Raw genomic sequence first — 20,784 nt, 5'->3', positions numbered from 1 at the left:
TGCCGTGCAAGATAACCGGTGCGCACTCGCGCGGTCATTCCTGCAGTACATGGGGGAGCAGCTTGGAAATCGCCGATGTCGTGAAGCGCGCCTATGCGATGCCGCTCACCAACCCGTCCTTCCCGCCCGGGCCCTACCGTTTCTTCGACCGCGAATACGTCATCATCACCTATCGTACGACGCGCGAAGCCCTCGAGGCCGTCGTGCCGGCGCCGCTGGAAATCGACGAGCCGCTGGTCAAATACGAGTTCATCCGCATGCCGGATTCTACCGGCTTCGGCGATTATACCGAGACCGGGCAGGTCATCCCGGTCCGCTTCCAGGGCCAGCATGGCACCTATGTCCACTCGATGTTTCTCGACGACGATGCACCGATTGCCGGCGGACGCGAGCTCTGGGGCTTTCCCAAGAAGCTTGCCAGCCCGAAGATCGTGCATGAGGGCGAGGTGGTTGTCGGCACCTTGCATTACGGCAGCGTTCTGTGCGCCACCGGCACGATGGGCTACAAGCACAGGCCGGCCGATCACGGCCAGATTCTCGCCTCGCTCGCGGCGCCCAATTTCCTGATCAAGATCACCCCCATGTCGACGGCACGCCGCGCATTTGCGAGTTGGTGCGCTATCACCTCACCGACGTGACGTTGAAGGAGGCCTGGACAGCGCCGGCGGCGCTCGATCTCAGGCCCCATGTCATGGCCGACGTGGCGCGGTTGCCAGTGCTCGAGATCGTCTCGGCGGTTCACTTCATCGCCGACCTGACGCTCGGCCTTGGCGAGGTGGTTTACGACTATCTCGCCGGACGCGAGCGGTCAGTCAGTCCAAATCTGGAGGCATTCAGCCGTGCTTGAACGCAACACCAAGAGGGCCGTCGCCACCATCGAGGAAATCTCGGCGCAGTACGACCGCGTCGCGCTGGTGTTCCAGGGCGGCGGTGCGCTGGGCGCCTACCAGGCCGGGGTGTACCAGGCGTTGGCCGATGCCGGCTGCGAACCGACCTGGTTCTCCGGCGTCTCGATCGGCGCGATCAATGCAGCGATCATAGCCGGCAACGAGCCGAGCCGCCGGCTGCAGCGGCTCGAGCAGTTCTGGCAGACCATTTCCGGCCGCAAGATCTGGGCCTATACGCCCGAGGGCGACGTCTACCGGGACATCCGCAACCGCACCAGCTCGTGGATGACGATGACGATGGGCCAGCCCGGCTTTTTCAAGCCGCGCCATCCCAATCCGTGGTTCGAGCAGCCAGGCGCCGAGGGCGCTACCAGCTTCTACGACACCGCCGAGCTTAAAGAGACGCTGGAGAGCCTGATCGATTTCGACGTGCTCAATGACGGCAAGAAGCGGCTCAGCGTCGGCGCGGTCAATGTCAGGACCGGCAATTTCGTCTATTTCGACACCGAGAAGGTGCGCATCGGGCCGGAGCACATCATGGCAAGCGGCGCGCTGCCGCCGGCCTTCCCGTCGATCCGCATCGAAGGTGAGCATTATTGGGACGGCGGCATCGTCTCCAACACGCCGCTGCAATATTTACTCGACCAGGAAGAGGACCGCAGTTCGCTGGTATTTCAGGTCGATTTGTTCAGCGCCCGCGGCGCCTTGCCGCGCGGCATGGCCAATGTTTTGTCACGGCACAAGGACATCATGTATTCAAGCCGCACACGCCAGAATACCGACAACTTCCAGCGCATCCATGCGCTGAAGATGAAGCTGCTCGATGCGCTGAAGCGCGTCCCCGTCGAGTTACTGAAAGAAGGGGAGCAGGAATTGATCGCGGACTATTCGGATGCCGGCGTGGTCAACATCGTCCACCTGATCTACCAGCATAAAGGCTATGAGGGGCACGCCAAGGATTACGAATTCTCGGGCACCTCGATGCGCGAGCATTGGGAGATGGGGCTGGAAGACACGCAGCGGACGCTGCGCCATCGCCAATGGCTGACACTGCCGACCAATGTCGAGGGCGTCGCCATCCACGACCTGCACCGCGAAGATCCGACTTAAAGCGCGCCGCGCGCTTGACCGGCCTCAGAACCGCAGTTTGGCGCCGGCGCGCAGCAAAAGCCAGTAGAACAGGCCGGTCGCGCCGACCGCGAGCAGCATCGCCAGGATGAAGCCGCTGGGGCTGTCGGTGAATGGCAGCCCGCCGGTGTTCATGCCGAATATGCCGACGATCAGGGTGCCCGGCAAAAGCAGTGCGCTCATCACTGCCAGCGCCTTGAGGCTGCGGTTCGATTCGTCGGCAAGCTCGGCCGCAAGCTCCTCCTGCAGCAGCCTTGCCCGGTCGTTGATCATGACGACCTCGCGGTCGAGCCGTTCCAGGCGGGCAGCAAGCCGGCGCAGAACTTCATGTGCGCCGGCGGAAAGGTTCCAGGCGGAACGGTCTTCATCCTGGAAAAGTGCTGCCAGGGCCGAGATCGGCCGATGCAAGGATACGGCAAGGCGGCGCACATCCTTCAGCTGTCGTCTTTCGTCGGCAAGCCGCTCGGTCACGAGATGGTCCTCGACCGCATCGAGCCGCTTCGTCGCCGCGGCGAGCCGCAGGCTGGTGGTCTTGCAAAAAGCCATGACCAGCGTTTCGAACAGCTCGAATGCTGTGGCGGGCCGCAGCCCTGCGGCAAGGGCGGTGTGCACTTCCTCCACCGCCGCCAGCGGATGGCGCCGGCCGGTGACCAGCAGCCGCTCCGAGACCGCAAAATGCAATCTGCCGATGGTCGTCGACTGATGGGCGATCTCGCCATGCAGGTCGGCGGAAATGCCGTGGACGACGCCATTCTCATGCGCCAGCACCAGGCTGTCCTCATGTCCTTCGAGGATTGCATGAGCCGACGCCGGCAGCGCGCAGGCATGGCTGACCCAGGAATGGGCGCGCCGGTCGACAAGGTCGACATGCAGCCAGACCCAGCCGTCCAGTGAGGCCAGCGCGGCCTCTATGTCCCGGGGCGCCAGCGATTCGGGAGCTTTGCCGGGAGCGGCATGATAGGCCCAGACCAGCCCGGGGGCATGATGCTGGTCGTCCGCGGCAAGCAATGTCAGATGCGATGCGTCATTCATGGCCGCCGCCGAGACAATGCACGTTCAGGATCCGGGCGGCGCCGGAGCCGGCGCCGCGACATTCTGGCCAAGTCCTATCCCCGCTCAGAATATCTGGCGGAAGATGACGAACAGCACGAAGGCAAGACAGATGGAGACCGGAAGGGTCAGTATCCAGGCCATCAGCATGTTGCGCACTGTCGACCATTGCAGGCCCGAGCCGTTCGCCGCCATGGTGCCGGCAACGCCCGACGACAGCACATGGGTGGTCGAGACCGGCAGGCCGAGATAGTCGGCCGATGCGATGGTCGCCATTGCAACAAGCTCTGCGGACGCACCCTGGCCGTAGGTCAGATGGCTTTTGCCGATCTTCTCGCCGACGGTGACGACGATGCGCTTCCAGCCGACCATGGTGCCGAGGCCGAGCGCCAGCGCGATGGCGACCTTGACCCAGAGCGGGATGAACTTCGTCGCGTTGTCGACCGCCTTGTGATAGGTCGTCACCGCCTTCAGGTCGTCGACCTCCATCGGCAGCAGCTTCTTCTTGTCGATCAGTTTCAGCGCTTCACCGATAAGATAGATGTTGTTGCGGGCGTTGCTGACCAGCGTTGCCGGCAGCTTTTCCACGGACGGATAGGGCGACAACATTGCGCTAGTGTCGTGGATGAAGCTCTGCAGGGCAGGCGTGGTCTCGTCCTTCCAGGTCTTGGTGCGAACGGCGTCACCGACCACGGTTGCCGCGTCGGTCACGGCGACGCCGGGCTTGACGTATTTGCCGAGTACCGTTTCGACCTGCGTCGCTGCGGACTTGTAAGCTTCGAGATAGTTCACGTCCGGTGTGCGGTTGAGCGCGAAGGCGGTCGGCACCACGCCGATCAGGATGAGCATGATGAGGCCCATGCCCTTTTGCCCGTCATTGGAGCCGTGGGCAAAGCTGACGCCGGTGCAGGTGAAGATGAGCAGCGCCCGGATCCACAGCGGCGGCGGAGCGCTCGACTTCGGCGCCTCGTAAAGCTCGCGGTTCCTGACCAGCAGCTTCATCACCAGAAGCAGCAGCCCAGCCAGGCAAAACCCGACCAGCGGCGAGATCAGAAGCGACAGGCCGACATTGCTTGCCTGCGACCAGTCGATGCCGCTGGTGATGGAACCGGCGGGCGCCGTGAACTGGTTGGCGAGGCCGACGCCGATGATCGAACCGATCAGCGTGTGCGAGCTCGAGGCAGGCAGGCCGAGATACCAGGTTCCGAGGTTCCACATGATCGCTGCGACCAGCAGCGCGAAGACCATGGCCAGCCCGGAGCTTGATCCGACCTGAAGGATCAGTTCGACCGGCAGCAGCGAAATGATGCCGAAGGCGACCGCCCCGCTGGCGGTGAGCACGCCGAGGAAGTTGAAAAAGCCGGACCACATCACTGCAAGCTCGGCCGGCATGGAATGGGTGTAGATCACCGTTGCCACCGCATTGGCGGTGTCGTGAAAACCGTTGACGAATTCGAAGCCGAGCGCGATCAGCAGCGCCAGGCCAAGCAGAATCCACGGCACCGCGACGGTGCTGGTCAGGTCCTGGCTGAGCGCGTAGCCGACATAGGCAAGGCCGCCCAGGATGATGACGGCAAAGGCCGGCAGAAACCATTTGCCGGTGCTGTTTGGCCGGTCGAGCGGATGCTCCGGCCTTGGAATTCCTGCTTCGCTGGAAACAATATCGACCATACCCCACTCCTCTTGCGTTGCAGCAAAGAATGGGAGGACGCTATGTCGGCACAATGAAGCCTGTGTGACGGCAGAGCACTTTGAGATTGGAGCAGATAGTGCTGGACGGTGGTTCCTGATCTATTCCGCGATCTCCAGCAGGGTCGATATCAGCAACCGGCGCTCGTCGGCGGAGAGAATGTCCGAACCGAACAGGTTCATGCTGCGAAGCCCTTCGATAGCAAGATAGCAGACCAGCAGCGCCTTGAGATTCGGCGTCTCCTCCTTCAGCCGCTCGAACACTTGCCGCCTGAACGATTTTATCGGCGTCAGGAAATCGGGATCCTCGGCAATCGCCGAAAATATCCAGGTCGCCGACGGTTTCGACTCCTCGGCATGCTCGGCCGAAAGCCTGATATAGGCCGCAAGCGGGCTCTCACCGCTGACGCCGTTGGTGCGGGCGGCCTCAAGCGCCTGTTGGAACGCGCTGAGGTAATCCTCCACCAGCGCCTGCATCAATTTCGCCTTGGTCGGGAAATTGTAGAGAAGACCACCCTTCGACACGCCGGCACGGCTGGCGACCGCATCCAGCGACAGGCTGCCGGGACCCGTCTCGCGCGCCACGTCGGCGGCGGCGGCGAGAATCTTCTCGCGCGAATTTGTTCTGCGGGCCTTCATCAATCGTTCCCCATTCATTAGCTTAAGCGGAATTGACAAGACCGTCCAGACGGTACAGTAAGATTGCCGTCATTTGAAATTGGGACCAGTCACAGGTATGTGTTCCGGTCATCCGACCGTTATGCTGGGCCATGGCCGAGGGGACTGTTCGTGATCAAGCGCTTCATCATCGCCTTCATTCTGCTCGTGCTGGTGTGCGGCGGCATCGTCGGCTTCAACCTGTTCCGCGACAATGCGATCAAACAGTTTTTCGCCACCATGAAGCCGCCGGCCGCGACCGTGTCGACGGTCATCGTCAAACCGATGTCCTGGACGCCCGGCGTCGAGGCGATCGGTACTGTCAGTGCCGTGCGCGGCGTCGACCTGACCGTCGAAACCGCGGGTATCGTCAAGGACATCCAGTTTCATGCCAATCAGAAGGTCGCCGCCAACGCCGTGCTGCTGCAGCTCGACGATGCCGTCGAGCGGGCCGACCTCGTGGCGTCGAAGGCGCAAGCCACATCCGACCAGACGACGCTGATGCGCGCTCTTGAGCTGCAGAAGCGCGGGGTCGGCACCGACGCTACGCTGGACACGGCGCAGGCGGCAGCATCGGTCTCCTCCGCGCAGGTAAACAAGCTGCAAGCCGTGCTCGACCAAAAGCAGTTGACGGCCCCTTTCAAGGGCACCGTCGGTATTCCGAAAATCGACATTGGCCAGTATCTCACACCCGGCACCGCCGTGGTGACCTTGCAGGATATGGACACGATGCGTGTCGATTTCACCGTGCCGGAGCAGCAGCTTCCGCTGCTGAAGATCGGACAGACGGTGCGGCTGGGCATTGGCGACGGCGACATGCCGTTCGCCGGCAGCATCCGCGGTATCGATCCGAAGATCGACCCGACGAGCCGGCTGGTGACGGTGAGGGCGGAGGTCGCCAATCCTGAAGGCAAGCTGACGCCCGGCCAGTTCGTCCAGGTGCGTGTCGAACTGCCGGAGGAGAACAACGTGCTGGCGCTGCCGCAGACTGCGCTGACCTCCAGCCTGTACGGTGACTTCGTCTTCGTGGTGCGCCCGGCCAAATCCGCCGAAGCCAACGGGGCGGCTCCCGAGGCGAACCCGGAAGAAAAGCCGGCTGCAGATGCTGCCAAGCCCGCAGCCGAAGCACCCGCCGCAAAACCCGAAGAAAAGCCGGCCGCTACCCCAGCCAAACCGGCAGCGGAAGAACCGAAGCCGCAGCTCGTGCTCGCCCAGGTGTTCGTCAAGCCAGGCCGCCACAACGCCGGCCTGGTCGAGATCCTGGAAGGCATCCAGCCCGGCGACGAAGTCGTTACCGCCGGCCAGAACCGGCTCTCCAACGGCATGTCCGTTGCCGTCGACAACACGATCGATCCGAGCAAGCCGGGGAACCAGCAGGCAGCCCAGCAATGAGCTTTTCCGACCTCTTCATCCGCCGCCCGGTTCTTTCGACCGTGCTTGCCTGCATGATCCTGCTTCTGGGTTTTCAGGGCATCTTCAACCTTTCGATCCGGCAGTATCCAGAGGTTGAAGAAACGGCCATCACGATCACCACGGCCTATCCCGGCGCCAGCGCCGACCTGATCCAGGGGTTCATTTCCGCGCCGATCGCGCGTGCTGTCGCTTCGACCGAAAACATCGATTATGTCACGTCGTCGAGCCGGCCGTCATCCAGCACCGTGACAGTGCAGATGAAGCTCGGCTCCGACCCCGACGTCGCGCTGAACGAAGTCTTGTCGAAGGTTCAGAGCGTTCGCGGCGATCTGCCGGACGAAACCAAAGACCCGGTGATCGTCAAGGGCACCGGCCAGCAGTTCGCGATGATGTACATCTCGATGCAGAACCCGAACATGACGCCGGAACAGCTCACCGAATATATCGAGCGCGTCGTGCGGCCGCGTATGTCGACGGTCGAAGGTGTTGCCGACGTGCAGATTTTCGGCGCCGCCGAATATTCGATGCGTGTCTGGATCGACCCGATCAAACTGGCGGCGCGCGGTGTGACGGCGGCGGAAGTGCTGACCGCCATCAACGAATCGAATTTCCTCTCCGCGCCCGGCGATACCGAAAACGAATATGTGGCTTCCTCGATCACGGTTCGCTCGACCCTGCAGACGCCGGAGGCTTTCGCCGCCCTTCCGCTCCGCTCGAAAGACGGCAATGTGGTGAGACTGCGCGACGTGGCCCGCGTCGAACTCGCCGCGGTGAACACCGACACCAGGGTCACCTTCAACGGCAAGCCCGGCATCTTTCTCGCCATCTTTCCGACGCCGGCCGCCAATCCACTGACCACCGCGGCGGCGATCCACAAGATTGTGCCGACGATCCAGGAGACGCTGCCGCTCGGCATGACGATCGAGATCGTCTATGACTCGACCGAGCAAATCAGCGCGTCGATCGAGGAGGTGTTCAAGACCATCGGCGAGGCGGTCGCCATCGTCATCGTCGTCATCCTGCTCTTCCTCGGCTCGTTCCGCTCGGTGCTGATGCCGATCGTGACCATTCCGCTGTCGCTGATCGGCGTCTGTTTCCTGCTGTTTTCTTTGGGTTATTCGATCAACCTTTTGTCGTTGCTGGCCATGGTGCTGGCGATCGGACTGGTTGTTGACGATGCCATCGTGGTGGTGGAAAACATCCACCGCCACATGGAGGAAGACGGCTTGTCGCCGATGCAGGCGGCTTTCAACGGCATGCGGGAGATCTCTTCCGCCGTCGTCGCCATGACGATAACGTTGGCCGCCGTGTTCGCGCCGCTGGCCTTCACCGGCGGCCTGACAGGCGCACTGTTTCGCGAATTCGCAGTGACGCTTGCCGGCTCGGTGGTCCTTTCGGGTGTCGTTGCCCTAACCGTCACGCCGATGATGTCGGCACGCATCCTGAGGGCCGGCTCGCACAGCCGCTTCCAGCGCATTGTCGACAACACGTTCGGGCGCGTCGAAAACGTCTATGAGCGGCTGGTCAGCGGCTCGCTGAAATATCGCCCGGTGACGCTGATGATCGTCATCGCACTGGTCGCCACGACCGGCTTCATGTTCACCAAGACCGCGAGCGAACTGGCGCCGGAAGAAGACCAGGGCTTCTTGCTGTCTATTGTGAACGCACCGCGCTATGCGACGTCGGACTACACCGAGACCTATGTGAACCAGATTCTCGGGCTGGTGAATGATATCCCCGAAACCAGGGCGCGGTTCTCCGCCGTCGCGTTCCAAGGCCCGACGAACAGCGCTTTCGTCGGCTTTGCGTTCAAGGACTGGGCCGAGCGCGCGCGCAGCTCGAAGGAACTTCAGGAAGACATCACTGCCCGCCTTGCCAAGGTGGCGGGCGTCGAGGCTTTCGTCTTCGCACCGCCGACACTGCCCGGCTCCGGCGGCGGCCTGCCAATCACGATGGTGGTGCGCTCGACCGGCGAGGCCTCCCAAGTGTACGAGGCGGCCGAGAACATCAAGAACAAGGCGCAGGCCTCCGGTCGCTTCCTCGCCGTGCAGAATTCGATGTCCTACGATGCGCCGCAAGTGACGGTGACGATCGACCGCGACCGCGCCGCGGCACTCAACCTGCCGATCGCCGATATCGGCCGGACGCTGACCCTCTTGGTCGGTGGCGCCGAGGTGGCGCAATTCGACCGCGAATCCAACAGCTACGACATCATCCCGCAGGTGCCGCAGAGCTTTCGCGACAATCCCGAAAAACTGGGGGAGTATTTCGTGCGCAGCGTCTCGGGTGAGATGGTGCCGCTCTCTGCGGTGGTGAAGATCTCGACCAACGCGTCGCCGGCGGCGATCGAGCAGTTCAACCAGTTGAATTCCGCAACGATTTCCGCCCTGCCGCTGCCTGGCGTCACCACCGGCGACGGTTTGAAAGCGATCGAGGATATCGCCAAGGAGAGCCTGCCCGACACTTTCTTCATCGACTATACCGGCCAGTCGCGGCAGGAGAAGCAACAGGGCTACACGATCATCATCGCCTTCGCGGCAGCCGTTCTCGTCATCTATCTGGTGCTGGCGGCGCAGTTCGAAAGTTTCCGCGATCCGTTGATCATCATGATGGCGGTGCCACTCTCGATCTTCGGCGCGATCGTGCCGCTTAATGTCGGGCTCGGCACCCTCAACATCTACACCCAGGTCGGCTTGATTACGCTGATCGGCCTGATCACCAAGCACGGCATCCTTCTGGTCGAGTTCGCCAACCAGCAGCGTGAAATGCACGGCATGCGGCGGCGCGATGCGATCATCGCGTCGGCCAAGGTGCGGCTGCGGCCGATCCTGATGACGACGGCGGCGATGGCGCTCGGAGTGGTGCCGCTGATCATCTCCAGCGGCGCTGGTGCCGCGGCACGCTATTCGATGGGCCTGGTGATCTTCACCGGCATCCTGGTCGGAACCATGTTCACGCTGTTCGTGGTGCCGATGTTCTACACGTTTATCGCCAGCAAGGACCTGCCGCATCACGCCGAAAAGCCGGACCCCAAGCTGATGCCGGTGATGCCGGATTAGATTGTACTAACATTGCACAATAAAGAAGGCCGGATTTCCGGCCTTTCTTGGGAGCTACGAAAAGCATCGCTCATTTGACGATGACGATGCTGGTGTTGGCCGGGCCGAAGACCTCGACGAGCTGATAGAAATCGGCGGCGTTATCCGGATGCAGACGCACGCAGCCATGCGAGGCCGGCTGGCCGAGGCGCTTGATGGCGCTTGTCGCATGTACGGCGTAGCCGCCGCTGAAGAACACCGAATGCGGCATCGGGGCGTTGTCGTATTTCTTCGAATACCACATTTCATGCATGCGGGTCGGCTTGAACGAACCGGTCGGCGTGACGTGCGTCCTGTCGCCGGTCGAGACTTTCCAGGCGAATGTCGGCCGGCCGTCGACCAGGATTTCCATGGTCTGCTGCGATAGCGACACACGCGCGACGATCTTGTTGGCGGCGGCGTGGGCTGCGCCGTTGCCGGCGCCGAAGAGCAAGGCAGCACCGGTGATAGCGACGGCGGCGATGTTGATGAGCTTGGCGGAAATGGCGGTGTACATGATGTCTCCCCTATTCTGCCGGTCGGGGCCGGCTCAATTCGATGACCGGCTTATCGGGGCGTCATGTTTCGAGCCGATTTCGCTAGATGCTCGTTTGTGTTTCGATTCTGTTTCCCTTGGTTAACAGAAAACGCCGTGCAAAGCGGCTTACAGCTGTTGGACGTCGTCATGACAGCGGCTGCGTGTTTGCCTAAGCGGATCAGCCAAACCGCGGCACGAATACGCGATTGTTTTCGTTTGAGAGGAATTCCACCTGACTCCGAAACCGAGCTGCAACAAAGCGCGGCCTCGGCGGCATGATCCGGATACAGCGAACGGGCAAAGTTGACGCAACGAAAACAGCGGGCAACGAACGATCGGAAGCCAACACTGTTTTCGCTACGGTCTGGATTGTCTGGACAGTTTCCAGCCTGCGCGTCGACCGGCTCAAGCCCCTCTGGCGGGGGCGGCTTAGAGCCGTTGAGGATGCGCGGCGCCTCCGGCAACTTGCAGCCGAGAGGACCGAAGGCCCGCGCCGCAACGGGGGGCTCCGCTGGCGGCGCGGGCGCTTCGGGGGTTCCCCTGAAGTGCCCGTAAATCCCAATTTTGAGGAAAGAACAGGATGAAAACGAAATTCGCCGCTTCCGTGCTTTCTGCCCTGCTCTACGTGCAGGGCCTGCTCGGCATTGCCGGCCTCGCAACCGTGCTGCTGAAGGAACGTGCGCATGCCGGCGAGGTCAGCACGAACAGTGACATGCCGTCAGGCCCGTCGCTTCTCGTGGTGCGCTGAGGAAAGAGCATCGGACCCAAAAGCGGGAACCGGTTTTAGGAAAATCCGATACTCAAAAAAGGGGTGGCTGTCCTGCATTCAATCGGCGAATTGCGTTGGCGGATCGAACCGGTAACCCGCACCCCGTATGGTGGTGATGGTTTCGGTGTCGAGCTTGCGGCGCAGCCGCACGATGCGCGAATCGATCGACCGGTCGAAGGCTTCGGCATTTTCGGCGGGCGCGGCGGCGATGATGTCGTCACGCGTCAGCACCTTGCGCGGGCTGGCCAGGAACAGCCTGAGCAGCGCCACCTGCCCGGCGGACAGCTGTTCTTCCGTGCCCGAGCGGTGCATGACGATGGCCGACCGGAGATCGACGGTCGCGTTCTCCAGCACGATCAATTCCCCGGCGCTCCTGCCGCGCCGAGCCAGCAGGCCGCCAACGCGGGCGGCAAGCTCCCTGACATTGAGCGGGCTTTCGACGACGTCGGCGGCGCCGAGCTCGAGCGCCAGCACCTTGTCGACCAGATCGGCCGGGCGGCAGATCAGGATGAAATCCGGTCCACCTTCGCCGCCATGTCGCCTGAGCAGGTCGCGCCCCTCCGCCTGGCTGACGCTGTCGCCGACAACCACGACATCGATACCCTTTTCAGAAAGCAGCGATTCGGCTTCCCACGGCTGTCGCGCGGCGCGGACGTCATGACCGCGTCGCTTGAGATGATCGGCGAGATCGGTCGCAATTACTTCAGCGACGGAAACAAGCGCGATGACGGATCGTGCAGCCATGTTTTTCTACCCCGCATACGGCAACCCAAGAAGAGTGCTGGACATCATGTTTATACCCAATCTACTTTCCGCTGAAAGCGGGAGCGAACGCATCGTGCGGGCACGAATTGTCATTGTCGAGGACGAGCCCGACCTGAGGGACGCGGTCGCCGAGTATCTCGGCGCCAGCGGCTATGATGTGGCCACGGCCGAAAGTGCGGCGGCGGCGCGCGACCTGTTGGAAGCCCAGTCCTTCCATCTGGCCATTCTCGACATCGCCATGCCGGGCGAGGACGGCCTGTCGCTCGGCCGCTGGATGCGGTCGAAAATGCCGATCGGCATCATCTATGCGACGGCCGCCGGTACCGCGCTCGACCGCATTGTCGGACTGGAGCTCGGCGCTGACGACTACATCGTCAAGCCTTACGAGTTGCGCGAAGTGCTGGCCAGGGTGCGCAGCGTGCTGCGCCGCGTTCCGGAGCCGACCGAACCACAAAAAGCCAAGGCTGAAACATCCGGTGGCCGCCGGTCCGTGAGCTTCGGCGCCTTTCACGCCGACCTCGACGGCAGGCTCGTCACCGGCGCCAACGGTGCGGTCATCGACATGGCCAAGAGCGAGTTCGACGTGCTGGAGGTGTTCCTTACCCGCGCCAACCGGCTGTTGACGCGGGCGGCGATCTCCGAGGCGATCGGTTTCGTCGAGGACGCGGAATCGTCCCGCGCCGTCGACATCCGCATCATGCGGCTGAGAAAGAAGATCGAGGCGGATCCGGCCAATCCGAAATTCCTGCGCACGGTGCGCGGCGAAGGCTATATCTTCTCGCTGCCAGCCGGCGAAAATAACTGAGGCCTGGCGGCTTGAGCAAGCCACGGCCAGGAAATGACCATGACGGCTGAAACAGCACGCGCGGACTCGCAGGGCGCCAGGCAGGGCGCGGCGATGGCGGCCGTGCATGTGGTTCGCCGGCTGCGCGAAGCCGGCGACTGGCAGCGCGAGATGGAGGGTATCCTCCAAACGCTTTGCGAAGCCATGGATTGTCACCGCGGCATCCTGTTTCGCCTGCGCGAACTGCCCGGCCAGGGCTTCGCCCAGTCGGTCGCCGCTTATTGGATCGCCCCCCGGTTTGGCGGCGAGCTGGCGTCACCGACCGTCATCATGCAGTCGGTCGTCGATTCGGACCCATTGTTGGAACAGCTGGCGGAGGACGAGCGCCAAGGCAAGATATTCGCCGGGCACACACGCGATCTCGAAGGCTTTCTGCGGACCGATTTCGAAAAGCAGAACATCAAGTCGTTCCTGTCGGTGTCGGTCTTTTCGCACGGCAATTTGTGGGGCACGCTGGCGGTCAACGACTGCGTCAACGAACGCGAATGGACCGACCAGGAAGAGGCGGCGCTGCACATGGTGGCACTCGCCATTGGCGACGCCATCGAACGGTCGCCCTCCGACGCGCATGCCAGTGACGTCATTCGCCGCACCATGCTGCAGGCCTCGCTCGACGCCATCATCGTCATCGACGAGACCGGCTCGATCATCGAATTCAATCCGGCCGCCGAGAAGATGTTCGGCTATCGACGCAGCGATATCCTCGGCAAGGACCTGCTCGACACGGTCGTGCCGGAATATTACCGCAAAGGCTATGCGTCGGGCGCCGAATACATGTCGGGCCGCGGCGCGCCGATGGTCGGCCAGCGGCTCGAAACGGTCACCCAGAATGCCGCCGGCGAGGTTTTTCCGATCGAGCTGACGGCGACCGAGATGCGGGTCGCCGATCGCCATCTGATCTTCGGCTCCATCCGCGACCTGCGCGACAGATTGCGCGCTGAGGAGGAAATCAACCGTCAGCGCGAAAAACTGCACCAGAACGAGAAGATGGCGGCGATGGGCTCGCTGCTTGCGGGCGTTTCGCACGAGCTCAACAACCCGCTGGCCGTGGTCGTCGCCCAGTCGACGCTGCTGCATGAATTCGCCGCCGATCCGCAGACCAAAGTACGCGCCGAAAAGGTGCGCGCCGCTGCCGAGCGCTGCGGCCGTATCGTCAAAAGCTTCCTGTCGATGGTCCGCCTGCACCCGACGGCGCAGGCCGAGACCGACCTCAACCAGGTGATCCGCGCGGCACTCGAAGTGACCGCCTATGGCGCGCGATCAAGCGGCATCATCATCGACACCGATTTCGCCGGCGGCCCGCTGCTGGCCATGGCCGATGCCGACCACGTGACGCAGGTAGCCGCCAACTTCCTCATCAACAGCCAGCATGCCTTGGCCGGCATTGCCGGCGACCGGCGGATCAAGGTCCGGACGTTTCGCAGCGACCGCGGCAATCCCGGATTCTCGGTCGAGGACAACGGGCCAGGCGTGCCGGAAGCGATACGCGCACGCATATTCGAATCCTATTTCACCACCAAGCCAGTCGGCGTCGGTACCGGTATCGGCCTGTCGATTTCCAAATCGATCATCGAGCGGCACAATGGCAATATCTGGTTCGAGGAGGTTTCGCCGAGAGGCGTGCGTTTTGTCGTGCAGTTGCCGGCGATCGCTGCCGGCGCGGTCGCCGCCGGCGACAGTCCGTCGCGGTCGAGCGGCTTGCGTCACGCGCTGATCATAGACGATGAGCCGGATGTCGCGGCGTCGCTGTCCGACATTCTGGAGTTGATGGGCATCAAGTCGCGGATCGTGCCGGCCTGGGTCTCGGCCGCCGCGACCCTGAGCGGCCACATGCCGCCGGACATCGTGTTTTCCGATTTGCGCATGCCCGGCACCAGCGGCATAGCCGCCTATCGCGAGCTGCTTGCCGAAATGCCGGATCTGGCGCGGCGTTTCGTGCTTGTCACCGGCGATCTGATCGGCGCAAAAGGCGAAATCGAGGCGCTGCCGGCGCCGCAGCGGCCGCCAATCCTCGAAAAGCCGTTCAGCACGCTGGATGTGCGCGGCGTGCTCTCGGCCATTGCCGAGCAGGTCGCTTTGGGCGGCTAGACTCCCAGAGCGACAAAAAGGAAAGAAAAAAGGCTCCCAGCCGACATTGCGGCGGGAGCCTGACTGGAGTGCTGGAGGGCGCTCGCGAAAAGATCAAAAAACGTTCGGCGTATCGGCCAGCGGGGCGGCGTTGGCGATCATGCGGACGGGCCGTGCCTTGCCCGACTGGGCAGCGATGGCGCGCAGGCAGTCCAGGCTCTCGGCGCCCCAGGCCTGACCCTTGCAGGCAAAATCGATGTCCGGGATCGGCAGGCGCGCCGTCTTGGTCGTGGTCGTCGCGCCGTCGATGAGGTTGACCGGCGGGTTCAGCGAGGCGAAGGCCGGACCGACGGTCGGCGTGAACGCCATGCCGGCAAACGCGGCAGCGGCAAGCAGCAGGAACATCGCCATCGGGTGATCGCTGGCGCGCTGGCGCAGCGCCAGCTTCGGGCGCCGGTCGTTGCGCTGCGGACCCTGCAGGCGATGGTCGTTGTCGGTGATCTGGGTTTTCGTATGCATCGTCGTTTCCTTCGGTGTTCTTCTTTTCCCTGTTGAAACGAACTTAACCGCACCTTGTAACGGGCCAACGATGATGGATTAACGATTGTGTAACCGGCATGAAACCAGGCCCGCGGCCATTCCGGGGGCAAACCGATGATGCGTAGCTGGCCGCACCGGTGACATTCAGCGCTCGTTTTCCGCTATCCACGGCACCGGATCCACGTCGACTTTTCCGGTCCACGGAGGGCTGGGCGCTCAACAAGCGTAAGGGGATTAATGCCCGGAATTCCCGGGATTTTCCCGGCTTCGATCGTTCGAGCTCGGCTCTCAATTACCGATCGGTTTCGCGTCGGGAATTCGCCCTATTCTCGCAAACTATTGCATTTCAACAGAAAATATGCTTGTATTGAACGGCCATTCAATAAATAAGAGCCTTTTATGAACCCGCATCTGCGTGACGTGGCAATCCCCAACGATTGGGATCGGCGGGGCCTGCCGGGCTGGAGCTATCATTCCGACGCCTTGCTCGAACTCGAGAAAGAGCACGTCTTCCGCAATCACTGGCAGATCGCCGGCCATGTCTGCGACCTGCCGAACGCCGGCGACTATCTGACGATGGATGTGGTCGGCGAGCGGGCGCTGATCGTGCGCGGCAAGGATGGCGTGGTGCGCGCCTTCAACAATATGTGCCGCCACCGCGGCAGTCGCGTCGTTGCCGATAGCCAAGGCACTTGCAAGAATGCGCTGGTCTGCCCCTTTCATGGCTGGGTCTACAATCTCGACGGCACGTTGCGCGGCGCTGCCCGCCCGCGGTCCTTCCCCGACCTCGACAAGACCGAATTCGGCCTGATGCCGCTCGAGCTCGAAATCTGGATGGGCTTCATCTTCATCCGCTTCCGCAAGGGTGGCCCGCAGCCATCCGTTGCCGAGCTGTTGAAGCCGATCGAAGCCGAGATTGCCCATTACGGCGTCGCCGAGATGGTGCCGTCCTGGGGCATCTGGACCCAAAAGACGCCGGTCAACTGGAAGTCGGTGCGCGACGTCGACAATGAAGGCTACCACGTCGCCATGGCGCATCCGGCGCTGCAGGATCTTTATGGCGCGACCTACTTCGACGAGCCGTTCGTCAACGGCGTGTCGCGCTCGTTCGCCACTTACAACCCGCATGCCGGACGGCGCTGGAGCGTCGCGCAATACATCAAGCTCGCACCCGAGGCGAAGCAACTGCCGGAGCACCTGCGCAAGGCCTGGATCTATTACGGCATCTTCCCGAACAACGCGCTGTCGATCATGCCGGAGTCGGTGCAGTTCTATCAGGAGTTCCCGCTGTCGACGGGTGAGACGCTGCTGCGCGGCGCCATCTACCGCTATCGCGACGAGAGCAGGGAGCAGGCGGCTGCCCGCTACCTATCCTACCGCATCGACCGCGACACGCTGGCCGAAGATGTACAGCTTTCGATATGGTCCAACGAATCCATGCTGTCAGAAGCCTTCGGAGGTTTTTACCTCTCCGATCTCGAATATGGCGTGCGCACCCACCACGACCATTTGCGCAAGCAAATTCCCGTGCTCGGATTGGAGACCGCGCCCGAGGAGAAGGATATGTGGGCGCTCAACGAGGCGCTCAGATCACGCTCCTGACGCATGCCACCTAAAACGTTAGCCCTGGTCCTCAAGCCCAGATGGCGACGGGAATGCCGAAACGATCGGCGAGCGGCGGATCCGGAAACGGCATTGCCTCGCCTCTGGCGATGCGGCCGGCAATCAGCATCATCGCCGCGGCATCGAGGAAATCGTCGGTGGCCGCGCCGCGCGGCGGCCTCTGGTCGAGAAAATGCTGGCCATAACCATGCCGGGCAAGCAGCGCCTTGCGTTCGGCCATGCCGGCCGGATTGATGTTGCCCTTGATCTTCTTCGGCAGACGCATCGCCCGGTCGCCGTTCAGTCTGCAGAAGGCAACTTCCGGATGCGATTCGAAGACGCGGCTGCGCAGTTCGGGCCGCGCGATCAGCAGCGAATCGATCTCACGGATCTTGGCAAAGATGCCGAAGGCCTGGCTCGAGACACCGCGCGGCGGATCTGAGGTCGTCTTGGCCACGTCACTTGCCCTGCGATGTGCCGCGTACCAGGCTTCGACCGTGGTGAAGGCTTCGATCTCCGCATAGAGCGCGGCGCGGGAGGGGATGGCAAAGACACTGGATTGCCGGGCGCCAAGAAATGGCCGCACCAGCGCCTCCGGACCGCGACCGCCTCTTTGCGAGAAATCGGGCAGGCCGATCGGCATATCGACCGCTACGATTGCATTGACGGGTAGCTGGTCGAGCAACGCCGCGAAGCTTGGGAAAACGGCTGTCGACGGTGCGGCACCGGAATCGCGGCGGACGGCTATCCAGCCGGTCTTGCAACCGTCGACGCCGACAAGCACAACATCCCTAGGCGCAACATCCTCGGGCACAACATCCCCAGGCACAACATGGTCGGGCGCAGCACCCTTGGGCGCATCATCCTGGGGCACGGCGTCTTCGGCCTGCGTCACGCCCGGCGATCCCGTCCCGGATGCAGGAGATGGCGAAGCTGCACCATCGCCATCGGGTGCGACAGGCTCTGGGCATCGGTCTCGAGCTGCAATTCGTCGCCGCCGCGCTTGGCGGTGCGCGCCAGGATCTCGTAGACCGCTGCCGTGGTCGATTGCAGCGCCTTGGCGGCCGTTTGGCCGGACAGGATGCGCGCCAGGTAGACGGCCGCCGTCAGGTCGCCGAGCCCATTCGGAGGCTTGTCGATTAGCCGGTGTTCGGCAAGCAGCGCCTCTCTGCCGTTGAGCAGCAAATTGCCGATGCCGCCGGCCATCATCGCCGGTGCCGAAGTGACCAGCATGGCCGGTGGGCCGGCTTGCAGGGCAGCAGCCATTGCCGATTTCAGGTCGGGCAGCGGCGCTCCGGCCATCCATTCCAGCTCGTAGCGGTTGGGCGTGGCGATATCGGCGATCGGCATCAGCCGGTCGCGCATGGCGATTGCGGTCGGCTCAGGTACGTAGAGGCCGCCCGAATCGCCCATCACCGGGTCGCAGATATAGAGGGCGTCCGGCGTCTTCGCCTTGACGGCGCCGACCAGCGAAGCGACGGCTTCGGCCTGGCCAGCCTCGCCGAGATAGCCGGACAGCACGGCGCCGACCTCGCCCAGCCACGGCGCGCGCTCGAGGTCGGTCATCAGCGCCTTGAACTGGTCCAGCGGCGGCACGATGCGGGTGGCCCGGCCGTGCCCCGGATGCCAGGGCAGAATGACGGTCGGCACCGCCCAAACCGGAAACCCCAGCGTCTCCAGCGCAAACACGGCGGCACGGTTGCCGACCGAGCCACGTGCGACATGGCTGGAGACGACGATGACCGCGCGCGGCGCGTCGGCTTTTTCGGCGCTCATTGATCTTTGTCCTAACCGCCCCTGGTGATGAAAAGCACGAGCCAGATCAACAGGCCGATGGCAATAAGCAAGCCTGCCGCCCGACCAATACGGGTGCCCCAATATTCGATCGGGTCCGATCGGTCGGCATCGGCCGCTGTGACGTGGTCGCGCGCGCCTCTGGCGGTTCGTGCGAGGAACGAGGTGCCGCCCGGGTCGGTCTCGCGCGCCACCCGTTCGATGATGCGGCGCGATTCCGCGTCGCTGTCGTGGCGTTTCGCCATGGTGATATCCCGTTTCATGCCGAGCTTAACCCGTTCGCCTCGTCTGTCACAGGGCCTGACGGCGAATGGTAGAAACCAGTAACGCTTCTCGGCCGAAGTCATTTTCTTGCGCAAGGATTGTGCTAATGCTTCGCGTGCCAATGCTATCGAGGGGACCTTATCATGCTTGTCCAGCGCCTTGCTTTACCGCCAATCTTCCGTAATTTAGCTGCGTTCCTGGTGATGGCCGTCATGCTGCCGCTGCTTGCCGGCTGCGGCTACAACACCATCCCGACGGCTGAGGAAAACGCCAAGGCCGCATGGAGCGAGGTGTTGAATCAATACCAGCGCCGCGCCGATCTCATCCCCAATCTGGTCAACACGGTCAAGGGCTATGCCGCGCACGAGAAGGACACGCTCGATGCCGTGGTCGAAGCGCGCGCCAAGGCGACGCAGGTGACCGTGACGCCGGAAACGCTGAACAATCCGGAAGCCTTCAAGAAATTCCAGGACAGCCAGGCCGGCCTGACCAGGGCGCTGTCGCGCCTGCTGGCGGTGGTGGAGAACTATCCCGATCTCAAGGCCAACCAGAACTTTCTGGCGCTGCAAGCACAACTCGAAGGCACCGAGAACCGCATCACGGTCGCCCGCCGCGACTATATCCAGGCGGTGAGAGAGTACAATCTGACGCTGAGGACCTTCCCGTCGGTGATCTGGGCGACCTTGTGGTTCCGCGGCAACCAGCCGTTTGCGAATTTCACCATCGAGGAGGACAAGATGCAGCCGCCGAAGGTCGATTTCGGCACGCAGCAGGGCGGGTGAACGGCGCTTAGCGGGTCTGTTCCCGTTGGCCTTGTACTCCGTCCCACCCCCCTCTGTCCTGCCGGCCATCTCCCCACAGAGGGGGGTGGGAAGAAATGCCGGCCGGATTTTTTTTGGCTTCGTTCTAAGCTTTCTCCTCCTCCCTCTCACCGTTCTCGCGGCCGAATTGCCGGCGCTGACCGGACGGGTCGTCGACAATGCCGGCATCATCGATGCCGCGACCAAGGCGGCGCTGACGCAGAAGCTTGCCGATTTCGAGACCAAGGGTTCGGACCAGATCGTCGTTGCGACCATTCCCAGCCTCGACGGCGAGGAGATCGAGCCTTACGCCAACCGGTTGTTTCGCGCCTGGAAACTCGGCCAGGCGAAGGAGAACAACGGCGTGCTTTTGCTGGTGGCGCCGAACGACCGCAAGATGCGCATTGAGGTCGGCTATGGGCTTGAAGGCACGCTGACTGACCTGCACACCAAGTTGATCATCGAAAATGACATGGTGCCGGCCTTCCGTGCCGGCGATTTCTCCGGCGGCATCAGCAAGGCTCTCGACGACATGATCATGGTGCTGGAAGGCAATCCCGAAGAGCTGGAAGCGCGCGGCGAACGCAACCAGCAGCCGCCGTTCAACAGCGACGATCTGTTCTTCACCATCTTCATAGCCATCTGGGCAATCATCTTTTTCGGCGGCCTCGCAGCCTCCATCCTGCCGCCGATCTTCGGCCAGAAGATCGGTCCCGGCCGCTATCGCTGGCTGGGCATGACCTTCGAGCCGAGCCGGCGGTCGTCCGGCGGCTGGTCGGGAGGTTCCGGCGGGGGATGGTCGTCGGGTTCAAGCGGTGGCGGGTTTTCCGGCGGCGGCGGTTCGTCCGGCGGCGGCGGCTCCTCGGGAAGCTGGTGACGATGACAAGACACGCCGTCAGC

Annotated in this window: 18 protein-coding genes and 1 pseudogene; 10 read left to right on the top strand and 9 right to left on the bottom strand. The window is 62.9% G+C overall.

Annotated elements, in window-relative coordinates; genetic code table 11:
* Positions 1-62: 62 nt before the first annotated feature.
* Positions 63-847 (top strand): annotated as a pseudogene (locus NKH91_RS08065) (acetoacetate decarboxylase).
* Positions 840-1,997: a patatin-like phospholipase family protein gene (locus tag NKH91_RS08060; protein WP_352845288.1), complete on the top strand. Its 1,158-nt coding sequence runs from the start codon at positions 840-842 to the stop codon at positions 1,995-1,997. The pseudogene NKH91_RS08065 and the gene NKH91_RS08060 overlap by 8 nt, the downstream one beginning before the upstream one ends.
* 24 nt (positions 1,998-2,021) lie before the next feature.
* Here NKH91_RS08060 and NKH91_RS08055 read toward each other — a convergent pair whose 3' ends face one another.
* The 3 genes from NKH91_RS08055 to NKH91_RS08045 form a co-directional block, all read right to left on the bottom strand.
* Positions 2,022-3,047 (bottom strand): transporter, encoded by a 1,026-nt coding sequence (locus tag NKH91_RS08055; RefSeq protein ID WP_352480984.1) that lies wholly within the window; start codon positions 3,045-3,047, stop codon positions 2,022-2,024.
* Between the two features lie 84 nt (positions 3,048-3,131).
* Complete coding sequence (locus tag NKH91_RS08050) at positions 3,132-4,736, bottom strand: inorganic phosphate transporter (RefSeq protein WP_352845286.1); 1,605 nt, start codon at positions 4,734-4,736, stop codon at positions 3,132-3,134.
* 120 nt (positions 4,737-4,856) lie between these two features.
* The gene (locus NKH91_RS08045; RefSeq protein WP_352641294.1) at positions 4,857-5,393 is read right to left on the bottom strand and encodes a TetR/AcrR family transcriptional regulator; all 537 of its coding nucleotides are present in this window, start codon (positions 5,391-5,393) and stop codon (positions 4,857-4,859) included.
* A 150-nt stretch (positions 5,394-5,543) separates the two neighbouring features.
* Between NKH91_RS08045 and NKH91_RS08040 the strand changes: the two genes are divergently transcribed.
* Positions 5,544-6,803, top strand: coding sequence for an efflux RND transporter periplasmic adaptor subunit (locus NKH91_RS08040; protein ID WP_502898976.1), 1,260 nt, complete (start codon positions 5,544-5,546; stop codon positions 6,801-6,803).
* On the top strand, positions 6,800-9,883 hold the full coding sequence (locus tag NKH91_RS08035) for an efflux RND transporter permease subunit (protein ID WP_352883961.1): 3,084 nt from the start codon (positions 6,800-6,802) through the stop codon (positions 9,881-9,883). Before NKH91_RS08040 ends, NKH91_RS08035 begins: the two co-directional genes overlap by 4 nt.
* 70 nt (positions 9,884-9,953) lie before the next feature.
* Here the strand turns inward: NKH91_RS08035 and NKH91_RS08030 are convergent, their stop codons facing one another.
* Positions 9,954-10,418, bottom strand: coding sequence for a L,D-transpeptidase (locus NKH91_RS08030; protein ID WP_352845283.1), 465 nt, complete (start codon positions 10,416-10,418; stop codon positions 9,954-9,956).
* A 601-nt stretch (positions 10,419-11,019) separates the two neighbouring features.
* Between NKH91_RS08030 and NKH91_RS08025 the strand changes: the two genes are divergently transcribed.
* Complete coding sequence (locus tag NKH91_RS08025; RefSeq protein ID WP_023721318.1) at positions 11,020-11,187, top strand: hypothetical protein; 168 nt, start codon at positions 11,020-11,022, stop codon at positions 11,185-11,187.
* 78 nt (positions 11,188-11,265) lie between these two features.
* Here NKH91_RS08025 and NKH91_RS08020 read toward each other — a convergent pair whose 3' ends face one another.
* On the bottom strand, positions 11,266-11,952 hold the full coding sequence (locus tag NKH91_RS08020; RefSeq protein WP_352588153.1) for a winged helix-turn-helix domain-containing protein: 687 nt from the start codon (positions 11,950-11,952) through the stop codon (positions 11,266-11,268).
* A gap of 46 nt (positions 11,953-11,998) precedes the next feature.
* Between NKH91_RS08020 and NKH91_RS08015 the strand changes: the two genes are divergently transcribed.
* Both NKH91_RS08015 and NKH91_RS08010 read left to right on the top strand, forming a co-directional pair.
* The gene (locus NKH91_RS08015) at positions 11,999-12,778 is read left to right on the top strand and encodes a response regulator (protein ID WP_198030534.1); all 780 of its coding nucleotides are present in this window, start codon (positions 11,999-12,001) and stop codon (positions 12,776-12,778) included.
* 39 nt (positions 12,779-12,817) lie between these two features.
* On the top strand, positions 12,818-14,905 hold the full coding sequence (locus NKH91_RS08010; RefSeq protein ID WP_352845281.1) for a PAS domain S-box protein: 2,088 nt from the start codon (positions 12,818-12,820) through the stop codon (positions 14,903-14,905).
* A 93-nt stretch (positions 14,906-14,998) separates the two neighbouring features.
* Here the strand turns inward: NKH91_RS08010 and NKH91_RS08005 are convergent, their stop codons facing one another.
* A complete protein-coding gene (locus tag NKH91_RS08005; protein ID WP_023721314.1) occupies positions 14,999-15,403 on the bottom strand; it encodes a hypothetical protein in 405 nt (134 codons plus the stop codon).
* Between the two features lie 420 nt (positions 15,404-15,823).
* Between NKH91_RS08005 and NKH91_RS08000 the strand changes: the two genes are divergently transcribed.
* Positions 15,824-17,026 (top strand): aromatic ring-hydroxylating oxygenase subunit alpha, encoded by a 1,203-nt coding sequence (locus tag NKH91_RS08000; protein WP_352480981.1) that lies wholly within the window; start codon positions 15,824-15,826, stop codon positions 17,024-17,026.
* 31 nt (positions 17,027-17,057) lie between these two features.
* Here the strand turns inward: NKH91_RS08000 and NKH91_RS07995 are convergent, their stop codons facing one another.
* The 3 genes from NKH91_RS07995 to NKH91_RS07985 form a co-directional block, all read right to left on the bottom strand.
* A complete protein-coding gene (locus NKH91_RS07995) occupies positions 17,058-17,810 on the bottom strand; it encodes a DUF429 domain-containing protein (RefSeq protein WP_502898978.1) in 753 nt (250 codons plus the stop codon).
* 107 nt (positions 17,811-17,917) lie between these two features.
* Entirely contained in the window at positions 17,918-18,802 is an 885-nt protein-coding gene (gene pdxY, locus NKH91_RS07990; protein ID WP_023721311.1) for a pyridoxal kinase PdxY, read from the bottom strand.
* An 11-nt stretch (positions 18,803-18,813) separates the two neighbouring features.
* Entirely contained in the window at positions 18,814-19,065 is a 252-nt protein-coding gene (locus NKH91_RS07985) for a hypothetical protein (protein ID WP_023721310.1), read from the bottom strand.
* A gap of 162 nt (positions 19,066-19,227) precedes the next feature.
* Between NKH91_RS07985 and NKH91_RS07980 the strand changes: the two genes are divergently transcribed.
* Together NKH91_RS07980 and NKH91_RS07975 are read left to right on the top strand one after the other, a co-directional pair.
* Complete coding sequence (locus NKH91_RS07980) at positions 19,228-19,866, top strand: LemA family protein (protein ID WP_352883965.1); 639 nt, start codon at positions 19,228-19,230, stop codon at positions 19,864-19,866.
* An 85-nt stretch (positions 19,867-19,951) separates the two neighbouring features.
* Positions 19,952-20,761 (top strand): TPM domain-containing protein, encoded by an 810-nt coding sequence (locus NKH91_RS07975; RefSeq protein ID WP_502895830.1) that lies wholly within the window; start codon positions 19,952-19,954, stop codon positions 20,759-20,761.
* Positions 20,762-20,784: the final 23 nt, after the last annotated feature.

Origin of the sequence: Mesorhizobium sp. M0894 (assembly GCF_040319725.1) — a bacterium.
In the GTDB taxonomy this organism is placed as follows: domain Bacteria; phylum Pseudomonadota; class Alphaproteobacteria; order Rhizobiales; family Rhizobiaceae; genus Mesorhizobium.
Note: the sequence above shows the minus strand (reverse complement) of the source record. Positions and strands in the feature narration are given on the sequence as shown.